General features: G+C 67.7%; 24 protein-coding genes. 10 read left to right on the top strand and 14 right to left on the bottom strand.

All coding sequences use genetic code 11. The annotated features are described in order from the left end of the window. The 3 genes from choW to choX all read right to left on the bottom strand — a co-directional run bounded on the left by choW (window position 1) and on the right by choX (window position 3,107). A complete protein-coding gene (gene choW, locus OXS31_RS21245; protein WP_027598621.1) occupies window positions 1-843 on the bottom strand; it encodes a choline ABC transporter permease subunit in 843 nt (280 codons plus the stop codon). A gap of 116 nt (window positions 844-959) precedes the next feature. Next, on the bottom strand, window positions 960-1,898 hold the full coding sequence (locus OXS31_RS21240; RefSeq protein WP_027598620.1) for a choline ABC transporter substrate-binding protein: 939 nt from the start codon (window positions 1,896-1,898) through the stop codon (window positions 960-962). A gap of 270 nt (window positions 1,899-2,168) precedes the next feature. Next, a complete protein-coding gene (choX, locus tag OXS31_RS21235) occupies window positions 2,169-3,107 on the bottom strand; it encodes a choline ABC transporter substrate-binding protein (protein WP_044343158.1) in 939 nt (312 codons plus the stop codon). Between the two features lie 466 nt (window positions 3,108-3,573). Here choX and OXS31_RS21230 point away from each other — a divergent pair, with 466 nt between their 5' ends. Continuing rightward, the gene (locus OXS31_RS21230; RefSeq protein ID WP_037006569.1) at window positions 3,574-4,671 is read left to right on the top strand and encodes a GlxA family transcriptional regulator; all 1,098 of its coding nucleotides are present in this window, start codon (window positions 3,574-3,576) and stop codon (window positions 4,669-4,671) included. A 15-nt stretch (window positions 4,672-4,686) separates the two neighbouring features. On the opposite strand, the gene OXS31_RS21225 is transcribed toward OXS31_RS21230, so the two are convergent. The 3 genes from OXS31_RS21225 to OXS31_RS21215 form a co-directional block, all read right to left on the bottom strand. Continuing rightward, the gene (locus tag OXS31_RS21225) at window positions 4,687-5,472 is read right to left on the bottom strand and encodes an N-acetylmuramoyl-L-alanine amidase (protein WP_042134837.1); all 786 of its coding nucleotides are present in this window, start codon (window positions 5,470-5,472) and stop codon (window positions 4,687-4,689) included. A 25-nt stretch (window positions 5,473-5,497) separates the two neighbouring features. Then, the gene (locus OXS31_RS21220; protein ID WP_027600428.1) at window positions 5,498-7,285 is read right to left on the bottom strand and encodes a diguanylate cyclase; all 1,788 of its coding nucleotides are present in this window, start codon (window positions 7,283-7,285) and stop codon (window positions 5,498-5,500) included. Window positions 7,286-7,462: 177 nt separating this feature from the next. Continuing rightward, window positions 7,463-8,092: a thiol:disulfide interchange protein DsbA/DsbL gene (locus OXS31_RS21215; protein WP_027598615.1), complete on the bottom strand. Its 630-nt coding sequence runs from the start codon at window positions 8,090-8,092 to the stop codon at window positions 7,463-7,465. Window positions 8,093-8,293: 201 nt separating this feature from the next. Here OXS31_RS21215 and yihA point away from each other — a divergent pair, with 201 nt between their 5' ends. Continuing rightward, window positions 8,294-8,932: a ribosome biogenesis GTP-binding protein YihA/YsxC gene (yihA, locus tag OXS31_RS21210; protein WP_027598614.1), complete on the top strand. Its 639-nt coding sequence runs from the start codon at window positions 8,294-8,296 to the stop codon at window positions 8,930-8,932. A 188-nt stretch (window positions 8,933-9,120) separates the two neighbouring features. Here the strand turns inward: yihA and argC are convergent, their stop codons facing one another. After that, window positions 9,121-10,074, bottom strand: coding sequence for an N-acetyl-gamma-glutamyl-phosphate reductase (gene argC / locus OXS31_RS21205; RefSeq protein WP_267401870.1), 954 nt, complete (start codon window positions 10,072-10,074; stop codon window positions 9,121-9,123). Between the two features lie 261 nt (window positions 10,075-10,335). On the opposite strand from argC, the gene OXS31_RS21200 reads away from it, so the two are divergent. The 5 genes from OXS31_RS21200 (at window position 10,336) to OXS31_RS21180 (ending at window position 13,651) form a co-directional block, all read left to right on the top strand. Further along, window positions 10,336-10,545 (top strand): DUF1127 domain-containing protein, encoded by a 210-nt coding sequence (locus tag OXS31_RS21200; RefSeq protein ID WP_150340196.1) that lies wholly within the window; start codon window positions 10,336-10,338, stop codon window positions 10,543-10,545. A 73-nt stretch (window positions 10,546-10,618) separates the two neighbouring features. After that, a complete protein-coding gene (locus OXS31_RS21195; protein ID WP_007160027.1) occupies window positions 10,619-10,939 on the top strand; it encodes a DUF2388 domain-containing protein in 321 nt (106 codons plus the stop codon). 99 nt (window positions 10,940-11,038) lie between these two features. Next, window positions 11,039-11,338: a DUF2388 domain-containing protein gene (locus OXS31_RS21190; protein ID WP_037006567.1), complete on the top strand. Its 300-nt coding sequence runs from the start codon at window positions 11,039-11,041 to the stop codon at window positions 11,336-11,338. 34 nt (window positions 11,339-11,372) lie between these two features. Continuing rightward, the gene (locus tag OXS31_RS21185; protein WP_007160025.1) at window positions 11,373-11,693 is read left to right on the top strand and encodes a DUF2388 domain-containing protein; all 321 of its coding nucleotides are present in this window, start codon (window positions 11,373-11,375) and stop codon (window positions 11,691-11,693) included. 17 nt (window positions 11,694-11,710) lie between these two features. After that, complete coding sequence (locus OXS31_RS21180; protein WP_267401925.1) at window positions 11,711-13,651, top strand: DUF4105 domain-containing protein; 1,941 nt, start codon at window positions 11,711-11,713, stop codon at window positions 13,649-13,651. A gap of 115 nt (window positions 13,652-13,766) precedes the next feature. Here the strand turns inward: OXS31_RS21180 and OXS31_RS21175 are convergent, their stop codons facing one another. Then, window positions 13,767-15,227 carry a YdgA family protein gene (locus OXS31_RS21175; protein WP_074583436.1) on the bottom strand — a complete coding sequence of 487 codons (1,461 nt, stop codon included), beginning with the start codon at window positions 15,225-15,227 and terminating at the stop codon, window positions 13,767-13,769. A 273-nt stretch (window positions 15,228-15,500) separates the two neighbouring features. Here OXS31_RS21175 and OXS31_RS21170 point away from each other — a divergent pair, with 273 nt between their 5' ends. Further along, complete coding sequence (locus OXS31_RS21170; RefSeq protein WP_074583437.1) at window positions 15,501-16,172, top strand: nucleoside/nucleotide kinase family protein; 672 nt, start codon at window positions 15,501-15,503, stop codon at window positions 16,170-16,172. On the opposite strand, the gene OXS31_RS21165 is transcribed toward OXS31_RS21170, so the two are convergent. Further along, window positions 16,169-16,990, bottom strand: coding sequence for an AraC family transcriptional regulator (locus OXS31_RS21165; protein WP_044343151.1), 822 nt, complete (start codon window positions 16,988-16,990; stop codon window positions 16,169-16,171). The two genes, OXS31_RS21170 and OXS31_RS21165, sit on opposite strands and share 4 nt — an antisense overlap. A gap of 123 nt (window positions 16,991-17,113) precedes the next feature. Between OXS31_RS21165 and OXS31_RS21160 the strand changes: the two genes are divergently transcribed. Continuing rightward, on the top strand, window positions 17,114-17,629 hold the full coding sequence (locus tag OXS31_RS21160; RefSeq protein WP_144945671.1) for a carboxymuconolactone decarboxylase family protein: 516 nt from the start codon (window positions 17,114-17,116) through the stop codon (window positions 17,627-17,629). A 42-nt stretch (window positions 17,630-17,671) separates the two neighbouring features. Here the strand turns inward: OXS31_RS21160 and OXS31_RS21155 are convergent, their stop codons facing one another. Genes OXS31_RS21155 through OXS31_RS21145 form a run of 3 tightly spaced genes read right to left on the bottom strand, consistent with a single transcriptional unit; the run spans window position 17,672 to window position 20,487 of the window. Next, entirely contained in the window at window positions 17,672-18,844 is a 1,173-nt protein-coding gene (locus OXS31_RS21155) for an MFS transporter (RefSeq protein ID WP_145249064.1), read from the bottom strand. A 51-nt stretch (window positions 18,845-18,895) separates the two neighbouring features. Next, a complete protein-coding gene (locus OXS31_RS21150; protein ID WP_145249066.1) occupies window positions 18,896-19,660 on the bottom strand; it encodes an SDR family NAD(P)-dependent oxidoreductase in 765 nt (254 codons plus the stop codon). Between the two features lie 26 nt (window positions 19,661-19,686). Next, complete coding sequence (locus tag OXS31_RS21145) at window positions 19,687-20,487, bottom strand: SDR family oxidoreductase (protein WP_267401924.1); 801 nt, start codon at window positions 20,485-20,487, stop codon at window positions 19,687-19,689. 97 nt (window positions 20,488-20,584) lie between these two features. Between OXS31_RS21145 and OXS31_RS21140 the strand changes: the two genes are divergently transcribed. Further along, window positions 20,585-21,532: a GlxA family transcriptional regulator gene (locus OXS31_RS21140; protein WP_145249068.1), complete on the top strand. Its 948-nt coding sequence runs from the start codon at window positions 20,585-20,587 to the stop codon at window positions 21,530-21,532. An 11-nt stretch (window positions 21,533-21,543) separates the two neighbouring features. On the opposite strand, the gene OXS31_RS21135 is transcribed toward OXS31_RS21140, so the two are convergent. Next, the gene (locus OXS31_RS21135) at window positions 21,544-22,077 is read right to left on the bottom strand and encodes a DUF924 family protein (RefSeq protein ID WP_267401846.1); all 534 of its coding nucleotides are present in this window, start codon (window positions 22,075-22,077) and stop codon (window positions 21,544-21,546) included. 39 nt (window positions 22,078-22,116) lie between these two features. Further along, window positions 22,117-22,875, bottom strand: coding sequence for an SDR family oxidoreductase (locus OXS31_RS21130; RefSeq protein ID WP_074583444.1), 759 nt, complete (start codon window positions 22,873-22,875; stop codon window positions 22,117-22,119). Window positions 22,876-22,901 lie beyond the last annotated feature (26 nt).

The raw sequence follows: 22,901 nt of genomic DNA, 5'->3' as shown, positions 1-22,901 counted from the left end.
TTACTTAACCTCGCGAGGGGCGGGTTGCTTGCACACCCGGTCGAGCAGGATGGCGATCAGGACGATGGACAGGCCGGCTTCGAAGCCCAGGGCGATGTCCGCGGTGTTGAGGGCGTTCACCACCGGCTTGCCGAGGCCGTCGGCACCCACCAGGGCGGCGATCACCACCATGGACAGCGACAGCATGATGCACTGGGTGATGCCGGCGCCGATGCTGGGCATGGCGTGGGGCAGCTCGATGCGGGTCAGCAGCTGCCAGCGCGAGCAGCCGAAGGCCTTGCCGGCGTCCATCAGCTCGGCGGGAACGTCCTGGATGCCCAGGCAGGTCAGGCGGATCGGCGCGGCCACGGCGAACACCACCGTGGAAATCAGCCCGGGCACCACGCCCAGGCCGAACAGGGTCAGGGTCGGAATCAGATAGACGAAGGTGGGGACCGTCTGCATCAGGTCCAGGACCGGGCGCAGGCCGGTGTAGAACCAGGGCTTGTGCGCGGCGACGATGCCCAGCGGTACGCCGACGGCGATGCACACCAGGGTGGCGAAGACCACCTGGGCCAGGGTTTCCATGGTTTCCTGCCAGTACCCCAGGTTGAGGATCAGCAGCAGGGAGACGAGGGCGAAGATCACCAGGCCGATGCTGCGTTGCAACAGATAGACCCCTACCGCGACCAGGGCAATGAAGGCCAGCGGGTTGAACCACATCAGGCCGGCGGTGAGGCCGTGGATGAGGCCTGACAGCACATCGGAGATCTTGTCGAAGACGCTGGCGCCATGCAGCGTCAGCCAGTCGATGAAGTCGGCGATCTGCTGACCGAGAGGGAGCTTGTGGTCGGTAAGTAACATAACGGTGCCCGTCAGGTAGGAGTGGACAGGTCGAAGCACGAGAACCGCGGATTCGTGCTTCGGCTGTGGCAGTACCCGCCCGAACTGGCGCGGGACAGTCGAATGTTATTGTTCTGTCAGGGGGCCAGGGTGGCCTTGGCCGCTTCCAGCGCAGGCTTGCCATCGCGGGTGGTCACGCCGGCCAGCCATTGGTCGAGCACCTGCGGATGGGCCTTGAGCCAGGCCTTGGCGGCGGCGCTCGCGGCTTGTTTTTCGTTGAGGACCTTGTCCATCAGCTGGTTTTCCATGTCCAGGGTAAAGGACAGGTTGGTCAGCAGCTTGCCCACGTTGGGGCATTCCTGGACGTAGCCCTTGCGGACGTTGGTGTAGATGGTGGCGCCGCCGAAGTTGGGACCGAAGACGTCGTCGCCGCCTTCGAGATAGGCCATCTTGAAGCGGGTGTTCATCGGATGGGGTTCCCAGCCGAGGAATACCACCCACTGCTGGCGGCGCTCGGCGCGCTGGATCTGCGACAGCATCCCCGCCTCGCTGGACTCCACCAGCTTGAACTTGCCCAGGTCGAAGGTGTTCTTGTCGATCATGCCCTGGATCAGGCGATTGCCGTCGTTGCCCGGCTCGATGCCATAGATCTTGCCGTCGAACTTGTCGGCGTTCTTGGCGATGTCGGCGAAGCTCTTCACCCCGGCGTCGTAGACGTACTGGGGCACGGCCAGGGTGTACTTGGCGCCCTCCAGGTTGGCGCGTACGGTCTCGACGCTGCCGTTGTCGGCATAGGGCTTGATATCCGCCGCCATGCTCGGCATCCAGTTGCCGAGGAAGACGTCGATGTCCTTGTTCTGCAAGGACTTGTAGGTGACCGGTACGGAGATCATGTTGGTCGTGGTCTGGTAGCCGAGGGCGTGCAGCACCTCGCTGGTCACGGCCGTGGTCACGGTGATGTCGGTCCAGCCGACATCGGCAAAGCGCACCTTGGCACAGGAAGCCGGTTCAGCCGCCTGAACAGCGAGTGGCGCCAGCAGGGCGGCACTCAAGAGCCAACGGGAACAACCTTTCATGGACACATCTCCTTGCGTTTGGCGGGGTACCTTTCGGTGCGCCCCACGTGTATTTATCTGTAACCCATCCCCCCAGGCTCGCCTACCGCCTGCGTCGCTACCAGTGTACGCGGCGTCGTAACCAGAAGCGGAGATGTCGTATCCAGCGTGAGCCCCAGGGCACGTCCGCGCCCGGAGCGTTGTGGCAGAGCGAGAGAGGCGGGCAGCAGCGTCCCTCGCCGTGGCGGAACGCTGGCCAGAGGCGCTGGCGTCGGCCGGAGCGGCCCTGTATCAGTTGGCCAGACTGGCCTTCACCGCCACGTTACCCGGCGCGCCGCTGCGGGTGGCGACGCCCTTGAGCCAGGCCTCGAGGCGTTCGGGATTGCGCTTGAGCCAGTTGCGCACGGCGCGGCGCGGATTGTCCTTTTCGTTGAGCACCCGATCCATCAGCTGGTTTTCCATGTCCAGGGAAAACACCAGGTTGCCCAGCAGCCGGGCCACGTTGGGGCACTGCTGGGCGTAGCCCTTGCGCACCACCGTGTAGACCGTCGCACCGCCCTGGTTCGGGCCGAAATACTCGTCGCCACCGTCGAGGTAGGCCAGCTTGTGCCGGACGTTCATCGGATGGGGTTCCCAGCCGAGAAAGACGATCCACTGGTGGTCCAGCAATTCCTTCATCCGCACCTGGGTGAGCATGCCCTGCTCGCTGGATTCATCGAGCTTGAAGTCGCCCAGGCCGAAGGCGTTGCTGGCGATCATCTTCTTCACCAGGGCGTTGCCGTCGTTGCCGGGCTCGATGCCGTAGAGGGTGTGATCGAAGCGCTCGGCGAAGCGGGCGATATCGGCGAAGTTCTTCACCCCGGCGTCATAGACGTACTGGGGGACCGCGAGGGTGTAGCGGGCCCCTTCCAGGTTGGCGTGCAGGCGTTCGACCGCACCCGCATCGACCCGCGGCTGACTGAGCTTGGCCTGCGCCGGCATCCAGTTGCCGAGAAAGACATCGGCCTCGCCCGCGGCCAGGGCGTCGTAGGTCTGCGGCAGGGACAGGCGCAGCACCTCGGTCTCGTAGCCGAGGGCGCTGAGCAGATAGCGGGCCGTGGCGTTGGTGATATTGAGATCCGACCAGCCGACATCGGCCAGGCGTACCTGCTGACAATTCTCGGCTTCGCCTGCCTGTACGGCAGCGCTCAGCAACAGACCGGACAACCACAGCGCTGGGTAGATTTTCATCCTGAACTCCAGGGGTCGCGAGGGGAAGGGCCGCTGGCCGCTGCACGTACCGGTCCGTCTGGCCCGGGGGCTGGTGGCTTTTCGCCATAAGTGGCCAGAAGGGCGACGGACGGTCGCCGGGCCTGACCTACAACCGTGCCCGTTGAGTCGCCATGCCACATTTTGGCGCGCGTCGGTTACGTCTCGGTGTTACCGATGGCGTCCACCTGGCGAAGTGCCATCGGCAAAGGGTCGGTCTCGGATCAGAAAGGTCGCAAATAAAAACCCTAGCTAATCAACGTCATTGAGCGCTGCTGAATGGGTTGTTCGTGCCAGACAGCTTGCCCGGGCAGGGGTTCACCCAGTTTCGGCATGGGAATTGCGACATGACTTATGCGTCCGCGACACATCTTTCACCCAACGTTGTCCGTCGCACCTCATTAGAGCCCAGCCAAGGGCCCCAGCCTGCGTGAAGGAGATTCAAACCATGTCGCCCATTCCCACCTCGTCACAGGCCCGTGCGATCCAGTCCATCGGCTTTCTGCTGCTGGACAACTTCACACTCATCTCCCTGGCGTCGGTGGTGGAGCCGCTGCGCATGGCCAACCAGCTGTCGGGACGGGAACTCTATCGCTGGTGCACCCTGAGCCTGGACGGCCGACCGGTGCGGGCGAGCGATGGCCTGCAGATCACCCCGGACAGCGCCGTGAGCGCCGCCCCGGTGATGGACATGGTGATCGTCTGCGGCGGCGTGGGCATCCAGCGCAGCGTGTCGCGCGAACATTGCACCTGGCTGCAGAGCCAGGCGCGCCAGGGCCGCAAGCTGGGCGCGGTCTGTACCGGCAGCTGGGCCCTGGCCCGGGCCGGCCTGCTCGACGGCTACGACTGCAGCGTGCACTGGGAAACCCTGGCGGCCCTGCAGGAAGCCTATCCGCGCGTGGTGCTCAGCACCCGCCTGTTCACCATCGACCGCAATCGCTGCACCGCCTCGGGCGGCACCGCGCCGATGGACATGATGCTGCACCTGATCGGTCGCGAGCATGGCCGCGAGCTGTCGGCGGCGATCTCGGAAATGTTCATCTACGAGCGCATCCGCAACGAGCAGGATCACCAGCGCGTACCCCTCAAGCACATGCTGGGCACCAACCAGCCCAAGCTGCAGGAAATCGTGGCGCTGATGGAAGCCAACCTCGAAGAGCCCATCGACCTCGACGAACTGGCGGTCTACGTGGACGTGTCCCGACGCCAGCTGGAGCGCCTGTTCCAGAAGTACCTGCACTGCTCGCCGTCGCGCTACTACCTCAAGCTGCGGCTGATCCGCGCCCGGCAGCTGCTCAAGCAGACCACCCTGTCGATCATCGAGGTGGCCTCGGTGTGTGGCTTCGTCTCTACCCCGCACTTTTCCAAGTGCTACCGCGAATACTTCGGCATTCCGCCGCGCGACGAGCGCCAGGGTCCGACCATCCAGCAGCCCATCGCGCTGATGCCGCTGTCCCAGGAATTGTCGCTGATGCCGGCCTCGTCCGCGCTGGCGGCCCTGAGCCAGGCCCAGGGCGAATCCACCTTTGCCAGCGTGCGGCTGTAAGCCGCCTGCGGCCGCCTAGCGACCGCTGGGCAGGCTGAGCAGCAGCGCCGCCGTCTGCAGATCCGGCTGGCCGTCGAAGCGGCCCGGCCGGTACTTCATCTGGAAGGCGCCGATCACATCGCGGGTGGCCGCATCGAGCACGCCGGTGCGGGGCACCGTATAGCCGATCCGTGCCAACTGGTCCTGGAACCAGGCCGGGGGTGGCAGCACGCCGCCCAGGCTGGCTTGACGCTGGGCGACCACCGCCGGATCCGGCCAGTTGATCAGGCCCGCGGCGGCCAGGCGCGCCCAGGGAAACAGCGGACCCGGATCCTGCTTGCGCCCCGGGGCGATATCGCTGTGGCCAACGATGGCGCGGCGATCCAGGCCATGGCGTTGTTCGATGTCCTTGAGCAGCGGAATCAGCGCCTTGATCTGGGCTTCGCTGAAGGGATACCACTGGCGTCCGGCCGGGGTGTCGCGAAAGCCCAGGTTGACCATCTCGATGCCGATGGAGGTGGAATTGAGCCAGGTGCGGCCTTCCCATTCGCTCACGCCGGCATGCCAGGCGCGGCGATTCTCGTCCACCAGACGATAGATGGTGCCGTCGGTATCGATCAGGTAGTGGGCGCTGACGCCGGCCTGGGTCAGCAGCTTGAGCGACTGCTTGGAATCGGCTGCGGTGTAGTGCAGCACGATGTACTGCACCCGGCTGTCCTGATCGCGGGCGGTGTAGTCGTCATTGATGCGGGGGCCGCTGGAGCAGCCGGCCAGGAGCAGGCCGCAGAGCAGCCAGGGGAGGAGCTTGAAGGGCTTTCGCACGATTACCTCGCGAACGTGGAAGGGGTCAGGCCACGTCCAGGCGATCGCGTCCGGCGCGCTTGGCGCGGTAGAGCGCCTGGTCGGCACGCTCGAATACGGTATCGGCATCCTCGCCCGGCGCAAAGGCCGCGAGACCAGCGGACAGGGTGATCACCACCCGTTCGCCCTTGAAATGGAAGGGGCAGGCGGCGACCGCGGCGCGTAGCTGCTCGATCAGGGTGACCCCGCCGGCGACCGGCGTGGCACCCAGCAGCATGACGAATTCCTCGCCGCCGAAGCGGGCGATGAAGTCGGTCTTGCGCAGGCGGCGCTGCAATTCGCTGGCGATGATCTTGAGTACCTTGTCACCGGCCAGGTGGCCGTAGCCATCGTTGATGCGCTTGAACAGATCGACGTCGAGCACCGCCAGCAGCAGATCGCCGCCGTGGCGCTGCCAGCGGGCCACCTCCAGCTCCAGGCGCTCGCTCCAGGCGGCGCGATTGGGCAACCCGGTGAGGGGGTCGCAGAGGGCCTTCTGCCGCTGTTCTTCCAGGTGGCCGCGATACTGCTGGGCCTCGCGCTCCATGCCGGCGACGCGCTCGGTGAGGGCGCTGAGTCTTTCGCTGGCTTCCTGCTCGCGGGTCTCGCGCTGGCTCTGCTGGTCGGCCAGGCTGGTCAGCAGGCCTTCCAGGCGGCTGTCGAGCGACAGCTTGAGGCTGTCCAGGTCGGTCGCCTCCTGCACCTCGGTCTGCAATTCATTGACCTGGCCGCGCAGGGCGTCGCCAAAGGCGCGCTCCTGGGTCTGGCCGTCCTGGCGTCCGACGTGGACGTCCTGCAGACCGGTCTGGAAGGCGGCGAGGCGTTCGTTGAGGCGGCGCAGGTAGAGCTGGAATTCGCTCTGCCCGGAATGGTTGAGCGCCAGCACCAGCACCGACAGATCGTCGAGCACCGGCACCAGTTCGTACCAGTTCAGACTGCCCTGGATGCGCTGGCGCAGGTGCTCGGCCTGGGGCTTGTGGCTGTCCGGCAGCGCCAGGTCGTCGAGCAGCCGCAGCAGGGTGGCTTCCAGGTGCGGGGCAATGGCGCTGTAGCCGGGTTCGGGCACCGGGGGCAGGGCATAGGCCGGATCGGCCTGGACTGCCAGGGGCTCTACAGGGGCTTCAGATGGCGCAGCGGCTATACCTTCGACCGGCAGCGGCGGCGGTTCGGGCGTTGCCAGCGCTTCCGTCGCTGGCGAGGCTACTGGCGCCGGCGAGGCGTCTTCAGCTAGCGGACTCGACGCGGTCGCCGGCGCCTCTTCCGCCGCCTCGCCCCGACCGCCCAGCAGGCGCTGCAGGAAACCGGCGCGGGCGGGCTGTTCGGGGTGCAGCTGACTCAGCGCCTGTTGCTGCAGACGGCTGAATTCACCGAGCAGCGCGGGCAATTCACCCGGTTGGTCGGCCGCGGCCTGGGCGCGCTTGGCGAAACCCTTGAGCGCCTTGCGCTGGTCGCGCGGCAACTCCAGGGTCTGCAAGAGCCGGCACAGTTCGGCAAAGGCCTCGGCCACCTGGCGCGCGCGCATTTCCCGGCGCTGCTCGGAATCGAGCACGGTGCGCTCCAGGCGCGGAATCAGCTTGGCGAGGTCGGCGTCGCTGTCGTCACGGCGGAGGATGTCGCGCAATTCGACCAGGCAGGCATCCACCGCCGCGTCGTTGCCTTCGGCGGCCAGGCTGCTGCGCACGAGGCCACGACGCACCAGGTCCAGGCGGTTTTCCCACCGGCTTTCCAGGCGTTCGAGATTCTCGAGGCTCTCCAGGTATTTGCTTTTCCAGCGTTCGACGTCCGCGCGCTCCATCCGCCCGCTCCAAAGGCTTGAGGGTGGTCAGCAGGCAGGCACGACGGGGCGGCCAGCCGACTTGATAGTGGCTAGGGTATCGGCGGTTTCGGGGAAAGTTTGAGCAGGACGACCGGAGGCCGCTTGAGAGGGACGAGCTGAGGAGCCGCCGCCGCGGGACGCGGCGGCGGGTAACGCTTACTTGGCGGCGCGTTCTTTCTGGATCAGGAAGTCGGCGACCTTCAGGGTCTCGTCCGGACCACCCGAGGAGCCCAGGTCGAAGCGGTACTTGCCGTTGACCACCATGGTCGGTACGCCGGTGATCTGGTAGGCCATGGCCAGTTTCTTGTCCTTTTCCACCTGACCCTTCACGGCGAAGGAGTTGTAGGTGCTGAGGAACTTGTCGCGATCCACGCCCTGGGTGGCGAGGAAGTCGGCCATCTCTTCGGGGGTGGCCAGCTTCTTGTGCTCCTTGTGGATGGCGGCGAAGACGGCGTCATGCACCTTGGCTTCCACGCCCATGGCTTCCAGGGTCACGAACAGCTGACCGTGGACGTTCCAGATGCCGCCGAACATGGCCGGCACGCGCTTGAAGGCGACGTCGTCGGGCAGCTTCTTGGACCAGGCGTTGAGGGTGGGCTCGAAGGCATAGCAGTGCGGGCAGCCGTACCAGAACAGCTCAACCACTTCGATCTTGCCGGGTTCGGACACCGGAACCGGACTGCTCAGTTCGGTGTACTGCTTGCCGGCCTGGATGTCGTCGGCATGGGCGGCCGCGCCGAACAGACTGGCGGCGGCGAACACGGCGGAGAAAAGCAGGTTGCGCATGGGACTACTCCTGGAAGAAGGCACGCCCACCAACCGGGCATGACGGATTGCGGGCATTGTAGCCGGGTGCATCGCCGCGCCTAGTCGCCGACGCGCCCGAGGCCGGCCATGTTCAGGCTTCGTTCAGGTTGCCGGGGGCACGGCTCTCGCCCGGCGCATCCGATATACTGCTGGCTTTGCCGCGCGCTCGCGAGTACCCCCATGTCCAGCTTCAAGAATCCCATCGTCGGTCTGTGCCAGCAGGCGTCCTTTCTCATCAGCGCCGCCAAGGTCGATCAGTGCCCGCTCGACAGCGGCCTGGAAGTGGCCTTCGCCGGGCGCTCCAACGCCGGCAAGTCCAGTGCGCTCAATACCCTGACCCACGCCAATCTGGCGCGTACCTCCAAGACGCCGGGGCGGACCCAGCTGCTCAACTTCTTCAGCCTCGACGACGAGCGGCGCCTGGTGGACCTGCCCGGCTATGGCTACGCCAAGGTGCCGATCCCGCTCAAGCAGCACTGGCAGGAGCACCTGGAGGCCTATCTGAGCAGCCGCAATTCGCTCAGCGGCGTGGTGCTGATGATGGATATCCGTCATCCGCTGACCGAATTCGACCGCCTGATGCTGGACTGGGCCCAGGCCAGCTCCATGCCGCTGCACATCCTGCTGACCAAGGCCGACAAGCTGGCCTTCGGGGCGCAGAAGAATGCCCTGCTCAAGGTGCAGCGCGACGTACGCCAGGGCTGGGGCGATACCGCCAGCATCCAGCTGTTCTCGGCGCCCAAGCGTCAGGGCGTGGAAGACGCCCAGCGTGTGCTGGCCCGCTGGCTGGGCCTCGACGAGCCCGTCGCCGAGGCATAAAAAAACTCCGGACTTCCATCGGGGGAGGGGAGAAGTCCGGAGTTCAAGACTGGACCGCCAAGCAGGGGTCCAGCATCTGCCAACACTAAACAGCAAAGGAGCAGAACGGCTATCCAAACCGTTCAGCAGTTCAGACGGGGCGCCAGGAAAAAGGTTCGCCCCGTCCGAGCAGAAAGCCGGTGCCCTGACTAGCGGCCGCTGGCGAGCCCCAGACCCTCGTCGGCGCCCAGGTGCACGTTCATGCACTGGACCGCAGCACCTGCCGCGCCCTTGCCCAGGTTGTCCAGGCGCGCCACCAGCGTCATCCGCTCGGCATTGCCATAGACGAAGAGATCGGCGCGGTTGGTGTCATTGCTGGCCTGGACGTCGAAGAAGCCATTGTCCAGCTCCTCCTCGGCGGCCACCGGGGCCACCCGAATGAAGGCTTCGCCGTCATAGTGACGGGCCAGCGCCGCCTGCAGGTCGGCAGCGGTAGTGCCCGGGCGCAGCTGGCTGGCATGCAGCGGAATGGTCACCGCCAGGCCCTTGAGGAAGGGGCCGACGATGGGGCTGAACACCGGCGCGGCGGTCAGACCGCTCTGCACGCGCATTTCCGGCAGGTGCTTGTGGCCCTGGCCCATGGCATAGGGGCGCGGACTCAGCAGGCGCTCATCGCCGCCGGCTTCGTAGGCGGCGATCATCTGCTTGCCGCCACCGCTGTAGCCGGTCAGGGAAAAGGCCGACAGCGGGGTGTCCGGGGCCAGCAGACCGGCATCCACCAGCGGCCGGGCCAGCAGGATGAAGGCGGTGGCGTGGCAACCGGGGTTGGCGATGCGCTTGCTGGCGCGCAGCGCTTCGCGCTGACCGGCCGCCAGTTCCGGCAGGCCGTAGGTCCAGCTGCTGTCGGTGCGGAAGGCGGTGCTGGCGTCGATGATGCAGGTGTTGGGATTGGTCACCAGGCTCACCGCTTCGCGGGAGGCGGCATCGGGCAGGCAGAGGAAGGCCACGTCGGCGGCATTGAGGAAGCGCGCGCGTTCGGCCGGATCCTTGCGCTTGCTCTCGTCGATGCGCAGCAGTTCGATGTCCGAACGGCCGGTCAGGTAGTCCAGCAGACGCAGGCCGGTGGTGCCTTCCTGGCCGTCGACGAAAACTTTGAAGCTCATGGCGGTGCCTCTCGCGGATGGGCGCTGAAAGCCTCGATTGTAGCGACTCGGACAGATCAGGCATACGCCGCAGGCAGGTGATACAGCCGTATCCCGTCCGACCGGCGCAGTGAGCCGTGCCAGAGTGGTTCGGCGAGAAGGAATAGGTACAGATTCTAGATTTTGAGTTTTGTACGGATACAGTTATTTGCAGCTGTAAGTGGTCTGGTTCCACGCCAGCGGCGAAGCTGAGTCTCCTCCACCGCTTCGCTGGATATCGCCATGGATCGCCTCTCGCCCGACAGTGCCATTGCCCGCTCGATCTCCCCTCGGCGCGGATGCCGCGCCCTGTTCGCGCTGCTCGTCCGCTGGCGCCTGCGTGCCCTGGGCCGGCGGCAATTGCAGCAGCTGGACGGCCGGGCGCTGGGCGATCTGGGTCTGAATCTGGCGGATCAGCGGCGGGAAGGCGACAAACCCTTCTGGCGCGAGTGAAAATCTGCGCCGGGATGCGACTTCCTCGGGCTGACGGTAGTCTCACTCAGGCCTATCCAGACGGGAGTCCCCCATGAAAACCCTGCACCTGGGCGCCGCCGCGGCGCTGTTCTGCCTGTCCACCGCCGCCTCGGCGTCGAGCTTCTATGTCACCACCGACATCATCGTCAACGCCATCGATGCGACCTCGGACACCACCTCGTCCATCACCGGCTCCTTCAAGAACGACAAGCTGGTCCAGGAAGCCCGTGACGATGCGGCTACCTACGTCGGCAGCGCCGGCGACATCCGCGGCGTACGCCTGGAAGCGGCGCTGGACCACCTGCGCAGCCAGGCGCCCGAACTGCGGCAGGCCAGCGATGACCAGCTGGCCCAGGCGATTCTCGCCATCTGACGGGCAACACCGCGATACCCCCGTACCCCGTGGCTGCTAGCCCGGAGCGGGGGGCTGCGTTAGCCTTGGCGACCATCTGCCACCGGAGGGTCGTCATCCATGCATATCCGTCGTTCTGCCGCGCTGTTGCTCGGCCTCTGTCTCGCCACGCCGGTCCTGGCGTTCGACTCCACCACCGAGGGTCTGGTGAAGACCATCTACGGCACCAGCCAGCTCACCACCGGCCCCTTCCAGAACAAGCTGGTCCTGGCGGCGCGTGACGATGCCGCGGCCTTCGTCGCCACCGACGGCGCCCTGCGCGGCGCTCAGCTGGAGGAAACCCTCCGCGCCCTGCGCGCAGCCGATCCGGCGCTGCACGCCTCAGACCGGGAACTCGCCCAGGCGATTCTGAGTCAGTAGTCCGTTTCAATTCCGTGACATCCCTGGAGTATCCATGCGCCGTTCCCTGCTTATCGCCGCTGCCCTGACCCTGGGCGTTTCGAGCCTGGCTCAGGCCCAGACCCTGGTGGCCACCAGTAACATCGTGGTGCGGGCGCTGCAGCGCAGCATCGACTTCACCTCCGATACCACCACCTCCATCCGCGACGCCAAGATGATCCAGGCCGCGCGTGGCGATGCCGCCAGCTTTGTCGCCACCGACGGCGACATCCGTGGCGTCCAGCTGGAAGAAGCCTTCCGCAGCCTGCGCGACCAGTTCCCGGCCGCGCGCCAGGCCAACGACCTGCAGCTGGCCCAGGCCATCCTGGCACTGTGAAGAACCGCGCCGGCCGGCTGCGGCAGTGGCTGGCCGGCCTCGCGGCCGGCCTGGCCCTCGGTGGGGCCCAGGCCGCCCTGCACCTCGAACTCGATACCCAGGGCCTGACGCCCGCGCAGATCCAGGCGACCCAGCAACTGCTGGATGAAGCCCAGGCCCTGCTGCCACCCAGATTCAAGGCAGCGCTGGACGAGCGCATCCCGGTGCGCTGGAGCAGCGAGCTGCTGGAAGAAGCCTATGGCGAAGCGGACCGGCGCAATCTGCTGCTCAATCGCCGCCTGCTGCCCAGCCTGGTCGACGGTAGCGACACCCGCATCCAGACCGGCCGGCCCCATGGCACCCAGCACCGCGAGCTGCTGGCCACGGTGCTGCACGAGCTGACCCACTTCTATGACCGCGAGCGCGTCTGGACGCCCGAGCAGCGCCAGCTGATCCTCTCCTGCGGCGGCCTGGGGCTGACCTCCGACCAGCTGCCGGTGAAATGCCAGGGCCAGGCCGGGCGCAGCTATACCCTGTCCGACGATCCACGGCTGCTGGACCTGGCCGGCTGGCAGGTGAAGACGCGCAAGCACGGCAATCGCGAGTCGAAGAATCTCTTCATCGCCCGTAGTCCCGATCTCTATGAAGTCACCAACCCGAAGGAATTCGTGGCGGTGAACATGGAGTACTTCCTGCTCGACCCCAGCTACGCCTGCCGGCGGCCGGCGCTGCAGCGCTATTTCGCCGAGCACTTCGGCTGGTCGCCCAAGCACGATGCCTGTCCGGGGCGCTATCCCTATCTCAACGCCGGCAACGACTTCGGCGAGGCGCCCCTGGGCTGGCTCGATCCAGAGCGGGTCTATGCGGTGGACTACCTGCTGGCCGAGGGCAACGAGAAGGTCATGAGCCGCTGGGGGCACAGCATGCTGCGCCTGGTGGTCTGCGCCCCCGGTCGGCCGCGTGGCCCGAATTGCCGGCTGGATCTGCAATACCACCTGGTGCTGTCGTTCCGCGCCTTCGTCAACGACGTCCAGCTCTCCAGCTGGCGCGGCCTGACCGGCTCCTATCCGTCGCGGCTGTTCGTGCTGCCGCTGGCCCAGGTGGTCGACGAGTACACCAAGGTGGAGTTGCGCGGCCTGCAATCCGTGCCGCTCAAGCTGACCCGCCCGGAGATCGCCGACTTCCTCGAGCGGACCGCCCAGGTGCACTGGAGCTATGACGGCCAGTACTACTTCGTGACCAACAACTGCGCGGTGGAGACCTTCAAGCTGCTGCACGACGGGGTGCCGCGCCTGGCCGATGCCCAGCTCGATGTCATCACCCCGACGGGCCTGATGGATGCGCTGAGGTTCAAGGACCTGGTGGACACCTCGGTGCTCGACGATCCGCGCGAGGCCTTGCGGCTGGGCTATCGCTTCGACAGCTTCCGCGAGCGTTTCCAGGCGATGTTCAAGGTGGCGCGGGAGCGCCTGCAGCTGCCCCAGGCGGATGTCGAGGCCTGGCTGGCGCTGACCCCGCAGCAGCGTCGCGAGCAATTCCAGCGTGCCGACCTGCGCGCCAGCGCCGCCCTGCTGCTGCTGGAGCAGGCAGCCTATCGCCGGGCGCTGCTGCAGGCCCAGACCGAGCTCAAGGATCGTTACCTGGGCCAGGACGCGGTGGACAAGGCACGCTTCGGCAAGGCCGGTGGCGCCCTGGAGCAGATCCTCAAGGACAGCGGCTACCTGAGTCGTCCGGCCGAGTTGCTCGGCACCGACGGCTACGGCCTGCCGCAGCCGGGCGAGTGGGAGCAGCTGACCGCCGAGAGCCAGAAGCGCCAGGCGCACCTGCGCAGCCTCCGGGACACCCTCAACAACGAGGTTCGCCAGCTGCTCTCGCCGGAGGCCCGCGATGGCCTGGACCTGACCGAAGCCAACCTGGAACTGCTCGGCAAGCACCTGCGCGAGCTAAACAAGGCCAGTGGCGGGCTGGAGTTGAAGTAGGGCGGTTGGGGTGGCCGGGCGTTGTTGGGCTTCGCTGGGCTCAACCCAGCCCACGGGAGCTGTGTAGGTTGGGCTGAGACGGCGCCATCGTCGAAGCCCAACCGCCCGGCATCCGCTAGCGCTTCGGCGCCTTGCCCTGGGGTTTGGCGGGTGCCGCGGGTTGCGGGCGTTCCAGCAGGGCCAGCAGCTGTTCCGGCGGGACTTCCTGGCCGTTGAGCAGCAGCCGCCCGGCGCTGTAATTCAGGGTAGCCACCAGATCCTCGCCTTCGGCCTTGAGCAGGCCGCTGTTGAGGCCGATGCCCGCCAGGGCTTCGGCGGTGGCCTGGGCCTGTTGCTGCATGGCCGGCTGGCTGCGCTGGGCGCCCGCCTGGAACAGCACGCCATCCACCAGGCTGCCCCGCGCCACCGACAGGCGCGCATCGAGACCGGCCAGCAGCTGGGCCGCGAGTTGCTCCGGCGGCAGATCGTAGGTCGCCGGCTTGGCCAGGGTCAGGTCCAGGTGCAGGCGGTTGCTGCCGCCAGGGGTGTCGAAGCGCAGCTCATCCACCACCAGCTGGGGACGCGCGGCGAGCACATCGCCGAGGTGCTGCTGCAGGGTCGCCTGGGTGGTGGGATCCAGGCCCTGCTCGGTATCCAGCTGCAGGTGCTGCAGCAGGGCATTGAGCTGGGCCAGGGCCGGGCTGTCGAGATTGCTGTAGTGGCTTTTCAGGGTCGCCTTGCCCAGGGTCTGGCCGGCGATGTCGAGCCGGCCGAGGCTGGCGTTGAGCGTGCCCGCCAGTTGCTGGCCCTGTTGCTGGGTGTCGCCCTGGAGCTGCAGATCCCGCAACTCGACTGCCGGCTTGCCGGGCATGGCCAGCAGCAGGCGGCCGAGGCGCAACTGCCCCGGGCCGAGCCAGAAGCCATCGGCATTGCGACGGTTGTCGCCGGTCAGGCCGAAGCCTTCGGTCTCCAGCTTGGCCCAGCCATCCGGTGTGCGCACATTGAGGCTGAATTGGCCGACCGTGCTGTCCAGGCGCAGCCGGCTGGCCTCCATGTCGGTAGCGAAGGTGGCGGTCAGGCCGGAGAAGGCCACCGCGCCCTGGGGCTGGTCCAGGTGCAGGGCGGCCAGGGTCAGACCGCCGTCCACCGTGCGGTCGTAGCCCAGGGTGGCGTCGAGCCGCACGGGCTCGGCGCCCTTGGCCAGGGTGAAGAGATCGGCGGTGAGCGGCGTGCGCGCCAGGGTGACGCGGTTGACCGCCATGACCGGCGCCAGCTGCAGGGATTTGAGGCGGGTCAGGGGGAAGGGGCCGTGCTGGATGTCGTCGAGCACCCGCAGCACCTCCACCGGCGGTCGATCCTCGGCCTGTACGCTCAGGCTGAAGGTGGCGGTGCTGCTGAAGATACCGCGCTGCAACTCGACCAGCTGCAGTTGCAAGGGGTACTCGGGCAGTTGCGCCTGCAGGGCCAGCTGGGCTTGGCTCGCGGCCTGGCGCAATTCGCCTTCCAGCCGGGTGCCGGTGTACCAGGCGCCGCCCACGGCGGTGCCGACGGCGACCAGGGCCACACCGGCGAGGGTGGTAAGTAGCGGTTTCTTCATGGTGACCAAATCCCTTTGCATGAGGCTCACGGCGGCGCACGGCCGATAGGAAGCGGAGTGTACGAGAGCGCCGGGTGGATGCCGAGGGGGAGCGGCCGGGATCGCCTCGCCGGGCCACAGACTGTGATGGCTTTCCGGCGGTGTCGGTGCCGAGTCGACGACCCGCTCCGCGGGGTGCTAGCGTGCCGCGATCCCCACTGCCGGAACCTCCGCCATGACCGCTCTCCCGTGCCTGCCTGTCGTTTCCATCCTTGCGCTACCGGGGGTGCCGGCATGAGCAGTCAGCGTCCGGTCGATGGCCTGCAACTCCCCGCCGAACTCCTCGCCCGCGCCGAGGCGCTGCTGGCCCAGGGGGGACGCCGCCTGCTGGGCATCGCCGGTACGCCGGGCGCGGGCAAGTCGACGGTGGCCGAGCTCCTGGCGGCGGCGCTCGGCGAGCGCGCCGTGGTGGTGCCCATGGACGGCTATCACCTGGCCAATCGCGAGCTGGCGCGTCTGGGCCGCGCCCAGCGCAAGGGCGCGCCGGACACCTTCGACGCCCGCGGCTATCGCGCCCTGCTACAGCGGCTGAAGACGCCGGTGGCCGGCGAGACCGTCTATGCGCCGCTGTTCAATCGCGAGATCGAAGAACCCATCGCCAATGCCATCCCGGTCCACGCCGAGACCCAACTGGTGATCAGCGAGGGCAACTACCTGCTCTTGACCCAGGCGCCCTGGAGCGATGTGGCCGAGGTGTTCGACGAGTGCTGGTACGTGCGCGTCGATCCCGCGGAGCGTCGCGAGCGGCTGGTCGCCCGGCACATGCACTTCGGCCGCAGCCGCGCGGACGCGGAGGCCTGGGTGGCGAGCACCGACGAGCCCAATGCACGCCTGATCGACGGCGACCGGGCGCGGGCGGATCTGGTGGTGGAGTGGCGGGATGGGGCGGCTGTCGGCAAGGCCTAGGCCTGTGCCCGCTGCCATTCGGTCGGGCTCGCGCCAATGATGCGGCGAAAGGCGCGGGCCAGGGCCGAGGGACTTTCGTAGCCGACCTCGTCGGCGATCAGCGCCAGGGGGCGGCGCTGCTGCAGGCGCTGTTGCGCCAGGGCGATGCGCCAGCGGGTGAGGTAGTCGCCTGGGGCACTGCCGACGACACGTTGGAAATGTGCGGCGAAACCCGCGCGTGACATGCCGGCCAGGCCCGCCAGCTCGGCTACGGTCCAAGCTTGCTGGGGTCGTTCGTGCAGGGCGGTCAGGGCACGCGCGAGCCGGCGATCCGCCAGGCCGGCGAGCATGCCAGGCGTGGCGCTGGGGCGGGTCAACAGTTCACGCAGCAGCTGGATGATCATCAGTTCGAACAGGCGGTTGAGCACCAGACCGCGCCCGCAGTCGTTGCCAAAGGCCTCGGCAAACAGCCAGTCGGCGCTGGCGGCGAGACCTGGCAGCTGGCGCAGTGGACTGACCAGGTAATCCGGCAGGGCGCGGGTCAGCGGGTTATCCGGACCACCGCGAAAGGCCAGCGAGGCGCACACCAGCTCGGCAGGGCTATCGTCCGGGGTGCTCAGCTGATGCGCGCGCGGGCGGATCACCAGCATGAGGCTGGGCTCGACCAGGTCCTGCCGCTCGCCCCGTGCGGTTGCGAAGCTCAGGCGTCCGCCGCGCAGCAGGTGGACCTGGCCGGTGGCTTCACCGTCCGCATGGCGGCTCACGCCACAGAAGGCGCCCTGGTGGTAGCTGTCCGCAGTGAAGGCGAAGTGGTCGAGCAAGACGGCGAGGCGATCCATGGACGAGGCACCGATTTGGACGATCTGTCGCGATGTTTGGACGCTGGGCGTCCAGGCGTCAAGTCGCCCCGCCTAATCTGGTTCCACGCCTGATGACCAGGCCGCAACCCAAGGAGCACCCTCATGACCCGTATCGCCCCCCTTACCCTCGACCAGGCCTCCGCCGAGGCGCAAACCGCCCTGCAGGGCATCCAGAAAGGCCTCGGTTTCCTACCCAACGCCTTCGCAACCCTGGCGCATTCGCCGGCAGCGCTCAAAGGCTATCTGGCGCTGGCCCAGGCGCTGGGCAGGAGCGGACTCAGCGCCCAGGAGCGCGAGGTGGTGGCCTTGGCGGCCTCGGCGGTCAACGGTTGCGACTATTGCCTGGCGGCCCATGAATTCTTCGGTGGCAAGACCGGCCTGACCGCTGCGGAGCTGGCCGCCGCCCGGGCGGGTACGCTCAGCGCCGTGGCGCGCCTAGCGCGGGAGGTGACCGAGCAGCGTGGCCAGTTGCATGACGAGCAGTTGCAGGCCGCCCACGCAGCCGGTCTGGATGATGCCAGGATCGTCGAGGTGGTGGCGCAGGTCAGCCTGCTGACCCTGACCAACTACCTCAACAACCTGGCGGCGACCGAAGTGGACTTTCCGCCCGCCGCCTGAGCATGAAAAAGGCCCCGGTCAGGGGCCTTTTTCATGGCCGGGTCAGGCCGGCAGCGGCGGCGCGGTCGCCGTGCGCCTGGAGCGCTGCAGACTGAACAGCGCCAGCAGCAGGAAAGCCAGTGACGTCAGCAGCAGTCCCTGGAAGCCATGGCGGGGATAGACCTGCCCGGCAACGAAGGTGCCGACGCCGATGCCGCAGAACATGAAGGAGGCGGTCAGCGCCAGGGCGATGCCCCGTACCTCGGCAAGCTGTTCGAGGATACGTCTCTGCTGGGACGGCCAGAGGATGTCGGTGGCCAGCGCCCAGACCACCAGGCCCAGGAGCAGCGCCACGAAGCGGCCCTGGCCGAGGGCCAGGATCGAGAGCGCCAGGGCCAGTAGCAGGAGGCCGCCGAGCAGCAGCCGCTCGGCACTGAAGCGGCGTGCGGCGCGGATCACCAGCAGGTTGCCCAGCACCCCGGCGACACCCAGCACCGCGAGTGCCAGGGAGACATCGGCGACGCTGCCGTGGAAGTCCTGGCGCACGATGGGGGTGAGGAAGGCGTAGGTGGAAAACACCCCGGCGGCGATGAAGAACACCACCAGGAAGGCGTGCAGCGAGTGGGCGGTGGTCAGCAGCCGCGCGACCACGGCCGGGGCGATGCGCTCGCCCGGGACCCGATCGGGCACCTGCCTGAAGATCAGCCAGGCGGTGAGCAGCCCCAGTCCGCCGATGCCGGCGAACAGCGGGCGCACGCCAAGGGCCGTCGCGACCCAGGCGCTCAGCGGCAGACCCACCAGGCTGGCCAGGCTCAGCCCTAGCAGCACCGTGGCGATGGCGCTGCCCTGTTGCTCGCGGCTGACCAGACCGGCGCCCAGCGCGCCCAGCACCGGACCGATGAAACCGGCGCCCACACCCATCAGCACCCGGCTGACCAGCAGGGTCGGGTAATCGGCGGCGCAGGCGAGCAGCAGGGCGGCCAGGCTGAACAGCAGCAGCCCGCCGAGCACCTGGGTACGCCGCGCCCAATGGCCGAGCAGTATCTGCAGCAAGGGCGCCGCCAGGGCGAAGGTAATACCGAAGAGGCTGAGCAGGTAGGCGCTCTGGCTGTCGCTGAGGTGCCACTCGCGGGAAATCGCCTGCAGGCAGCCGACGACCGACAGCGCCCCGACCGCCTGGACGAAGTAGGCCAGGCTCAGGGGCCGCAGCGCCCCGGGCAAGGGAAGTGGGGACATGGGAGGCTCCAGAACGCACGCCGACCGCAGAAGGCGGCCGGCGTGCCGAGGTCAGGCGACGGGGATGGGGTTCTCGACCAGCGAGAGGTTGAACTGGTTGATCAGCGCGTGCTCCTGGGGACCGGGGTTGGCGCGCAGCGGCACCACGCGATCCACCAGCACCTCGGTCTCGGCGGTGGCCAGCTTGTCCAGGGTCTCGGCGATGAAATCGTCGAGGGGCATGGCGCGGCTGTCGCCACTCTTGTGGACCAGGTCGGTGTCCACCCACGGCGGGGCGATCTCCAGCACCTGCACCGAGGTGTCGCGCAGCTGGAAGCGCTGGGACAGGGTGTAGGAGTGCAAGGCCGCCTTGGTGGCGGAGTAGAGCGCCGTGGCCGCCAGCGGCAGGAAGGCCAGCACCGAGGTGTTGTTGATCAGCGTTGCCGTCGGCTGCCGCTTGAGGTGCTCGATGAAGGCGGCGCTCACCCGCACCGGGCCGAGCAGGTTGGTGGTGACCAGCTGGACCGCCTGGGCATCGTCCAGATCGCCGGCGCCGGCATCGTCGAAGGGCATGATGCCGGCGTTGTTGATCACCACGTTCAGGCTGGGGTGACGGGCGATGACTTCGGCGGCGACGGCCTTGATCTGCGCCGGGTCGCCGATGTCGAGCAGCACGGTATCCATACCGGGATTGGCGGCGGCGATCTCGTCGAGCAGCGCCTGGCGGCGACCGGCGACGATCACCTGGTTACCGCGATGGTGCAGGGCCTCGGCCAGGGCGCGGCCAATGCCGGAGGTGCCGCCGGTGATGAAGACGGTGTTGTCGGTCAGTTTCATGGGGTGTGCTCCTCTCGGGATCGAGATCAATGGGCGGTGTGATAACGGGGGGCGAGCTGGCGGCTGGACAACTGGTCGGCCATGGCCAGGCGACTGGCTTCGTAGGTCTCCCAGCGGGACAGGTCGTGCAGCGAGGGGATCGAGATGGCGACCTCACGCTCGAAATCGGCCAGGGCGGCGGCGACCAGGTCGGCCGGGCTCATGACGATCTCCGGATCGAGGTGCGCCAGCGGCAGGCCGCCGCGCGCCCAGAAGTCGGTGGCGGTGGCGCCGGGCAGCACGGCCTGGGCGCGCACGCCGGTCCCGGCCAGCTCGCGCTGCAGGGATTGGGTAAAGGCCGTGACATAGGCCTTGCTGCCGCCGTAGACGCCGTTGAGCAACTCCGGCGCCAGGCTGACGATGGAGGAGACGTTGATGATGGCGCCACGGCCGCGGGCGACGAAGGCGGGCACGGCGGCATAGGTCAGCTGGGTGAGGGCGGTGACGTTGAGGGCGATCATCCGCAGCATCTGCGCCGGATCGCTCTGCAGCAGCGGCGTGTGGGTACCCATCCCGGCGTTGTTGACCAGCAGGGTGAGGCTGGCGTCTTCCCGCAGGGTGCGCTCGACCTCGGCCAGGGCGGCAGGGTCGGCCAGGTCGGCCGGCAGGACCTGGACGCTCTGGCGGGTCGTGTCGGTCAGGCGCTGGGCGAGGGCATCCAGGCGCTGGCGATCCCGGGCGACCAGGATCAGGTCGTAACCGCGCTGGGCCAGTTGTTCGGCGTAGTGGGCACCGATGCCGGACGAGGCGCCAGTGATCAGGGCAGTACCTTGTGGGGAGCGGGTCATCATCGTGTCTCCGGGGTGGGTGTGAGACCATGATGAGCGCGCTGGTCGATGGCGCAAATGACGCTTATAGTCATGATTTAGGACATCAGGAGCAGCCATGCACCGGATCGGCTATGTATTGGGCGAGCGTTTCCAGGTGATGGCGCTGGCGACCCAGAGCGTTTTCGAATTCGCCAATCTGGTCCTGGGCGAGCCCTTCTATACCCAGGCGATCTTTTCCGAGCAGGGCGGCCTAGTGCGTTCTTCACAGCAACTGCTGGTGGAGACCGAAGCCCTGGGTACGCCGGGCCGCGCCGATACCTGGTTCATCGTCGGCAACCTGACGCCCCTGGCCACCGAGCCATCGCCGACGCTGCTGGACTTCGTGCGCCAGGCCGGCGCCCAGGCGCGGCGCACCGCCGGCATCTGTACCGGCGGCTTCGCCCTGGCGGCGGCTGGCCTTCTCGATGGGCGCCGGGCCACCACCCACTGGTCGTTCGCCCGGGCCATGCAGGAACGCTATCCACAGATCCGCGTCGAGGAAGACCGCATCTTCATCGTCGATGGTCCGGTATGGACTTCCGCCGGCATGACCGCCGGCCTGGATCTGGCGCTGGGGATGGTGGAGAAGGACCTGGGCATGGACGTGGCCCGTTCGGTAGCGCATCGCCTGGTGATGCAGCAATTTCGCTCGGGCGGTCAGACCCAGCATTCGGAGCTGCTGGCCCTGGCGCCCAAGTCGGATCGTATCCAGACCGCGCTCGCCTACGCCCGGCAGCACCTGAGCCGCGCCCTGAGTGTCGAGGAGTTGGCTGAGGTGGCTCATCTGAGCCCGCGGCAATTCAGCCGGGTGTTCACCGCCGAGACGGGGCAGTCACCGGCCAAGGCCATCGAGGGGCTGCGCCTGGAGGCGGCGCGGCTGATGATCGAGCAGACTCGTCATTCGCTGGAAACGGTCGCCCGCGAGACCGGCTTTCGCGATCGCCGTCATCTGCGCGAGGTGTTCATGCGCGGCTTCGGCGTACCGCCGCAGATGATCCGCCGCGATGCCCGCCGCCTGGCCTGAACCCTGGGTCTTCAGAAACCGCCGCCGGCATCCAGCCAGGCCTGTTCGTCCGGCGTATTGATGCGGCCCAGCGCCCGGTTGCGATGGGGAAAGCGGCCGAAGCGGGCGATCACCTCCCGATGGGCCTCGGCATAGCGCCGGTAGTGCTCGATGCCCAGGGCCTCGAACAGTTCGAGCGAGCGCTGCTGATCGGCCAGGTTCTCGGAGTGCTCGAACGGCAGATAGAAGAAGGCGCGCAACTCGGCTTCGACCTGCTGATCCAGGCTGGCGGCTATCGCCTGTCGCGCGTGCTGCAGGGCCAGGCCGTCGGTGGCGAAGGCGTGGCCGCTGTGGCGATAGATATTGCGCGGGATCTGGTCGAGCAGCAGGCACAGGGCCAGGGCGCCTTCGGCGCTGGCGGCCCAGCCGTCCCATTCACCGCGACTGGCAGCCAGGTGCGTGTCCGCGAAGCGCACACGGCACTCGGCGTCGAAGGCAGGGCCGCCGTTGAACCACTGACGACGGCCGGCGGCGCGCCAGAAGGAGAGGATCTCGGCTGAACTCATGGCGTGCTCCCTGTCTGCTCGGGTTCCACGTGGAACCCCTCAGCCCCGCCCCACATAGGGCATCTTGGTCGCCATCACCGTCAGGGTCTGGACGTTGGCGTCCAGCGGCAGGCTGGCCATGTAGCGGACGGCGTCGGCGACGTGCCTGACGTCCATGCGCGGCTCCACGGCGGTGCTGCCGTCGGCCTGGAGTACGCCGTTGGCCATGCGCTCGGTCATCTCGGTAGCGGCGTTGCCGATGTCGATCTGGCCGCAGGCGATATCGAAGGCGCGGCCGTCCAGGGCCAGGGCCTTGGTCAGCCCGGCCACGGCATGCTTGGTCGCGGTGTAGGGCGCACTGAAGGGGCGTGGCGTGTGGGCGGAGATCGAGCCGTTGTTGATGATGCGCCCGCCGCGGGGCGATTGTGCGCGCATCAGGGCAAAGGCCGCGCGGCTGCAGAGAAAGACGCCGGTGAGGTTGGTGTTGACCGCCCGGTGCCAGGCGTCCAGCTCCAGCTCGTCGATGGGCACCGCCGGGGCGCCGACGCCGGCGTTGTTGAACAGCAGGTCCAGGCGGCCATAGGTGTCGCGGATGCGGGCGAACAGCGCCTCGACGCTGGCGGCATCGGTGACGTCGCAGGGTACCGCCAGGGCTTCGCCGCCCTGTTGCCGCGCCTCTTCGGCGAGGGCCTCCAGGGGTTCGGCGCGGCGAGCGGCGAGGACCACGCGGAAGCCGTCCTGCAGCAGGCCGAGGGCGACGGCGCGGCCGATGCCCTGGGAGGCACCGGTGACGAGGGCGATGGGGCGGGCGGTGGTCATGGGCGGTCCTTGGACAGGGGAGGAGC

Origin of the sequence: Pseudomonas sp. GM_Psu_1 (assembly GCF_026544185.1) — a bacterium.
In the GTDB taxonomy this organism is placed as follows: Bacteria; Pseudomonadota; Gammaproteobacteria; order Pseudomonadales; family Pseudomonadaceae; genus Chryseomonas; species Chryseomonas oryzihabitans.
Note: the sequence above shows the minus strand (reverse complement) of the source record. Positions and strands in the feature narration are given on the sequence as shown.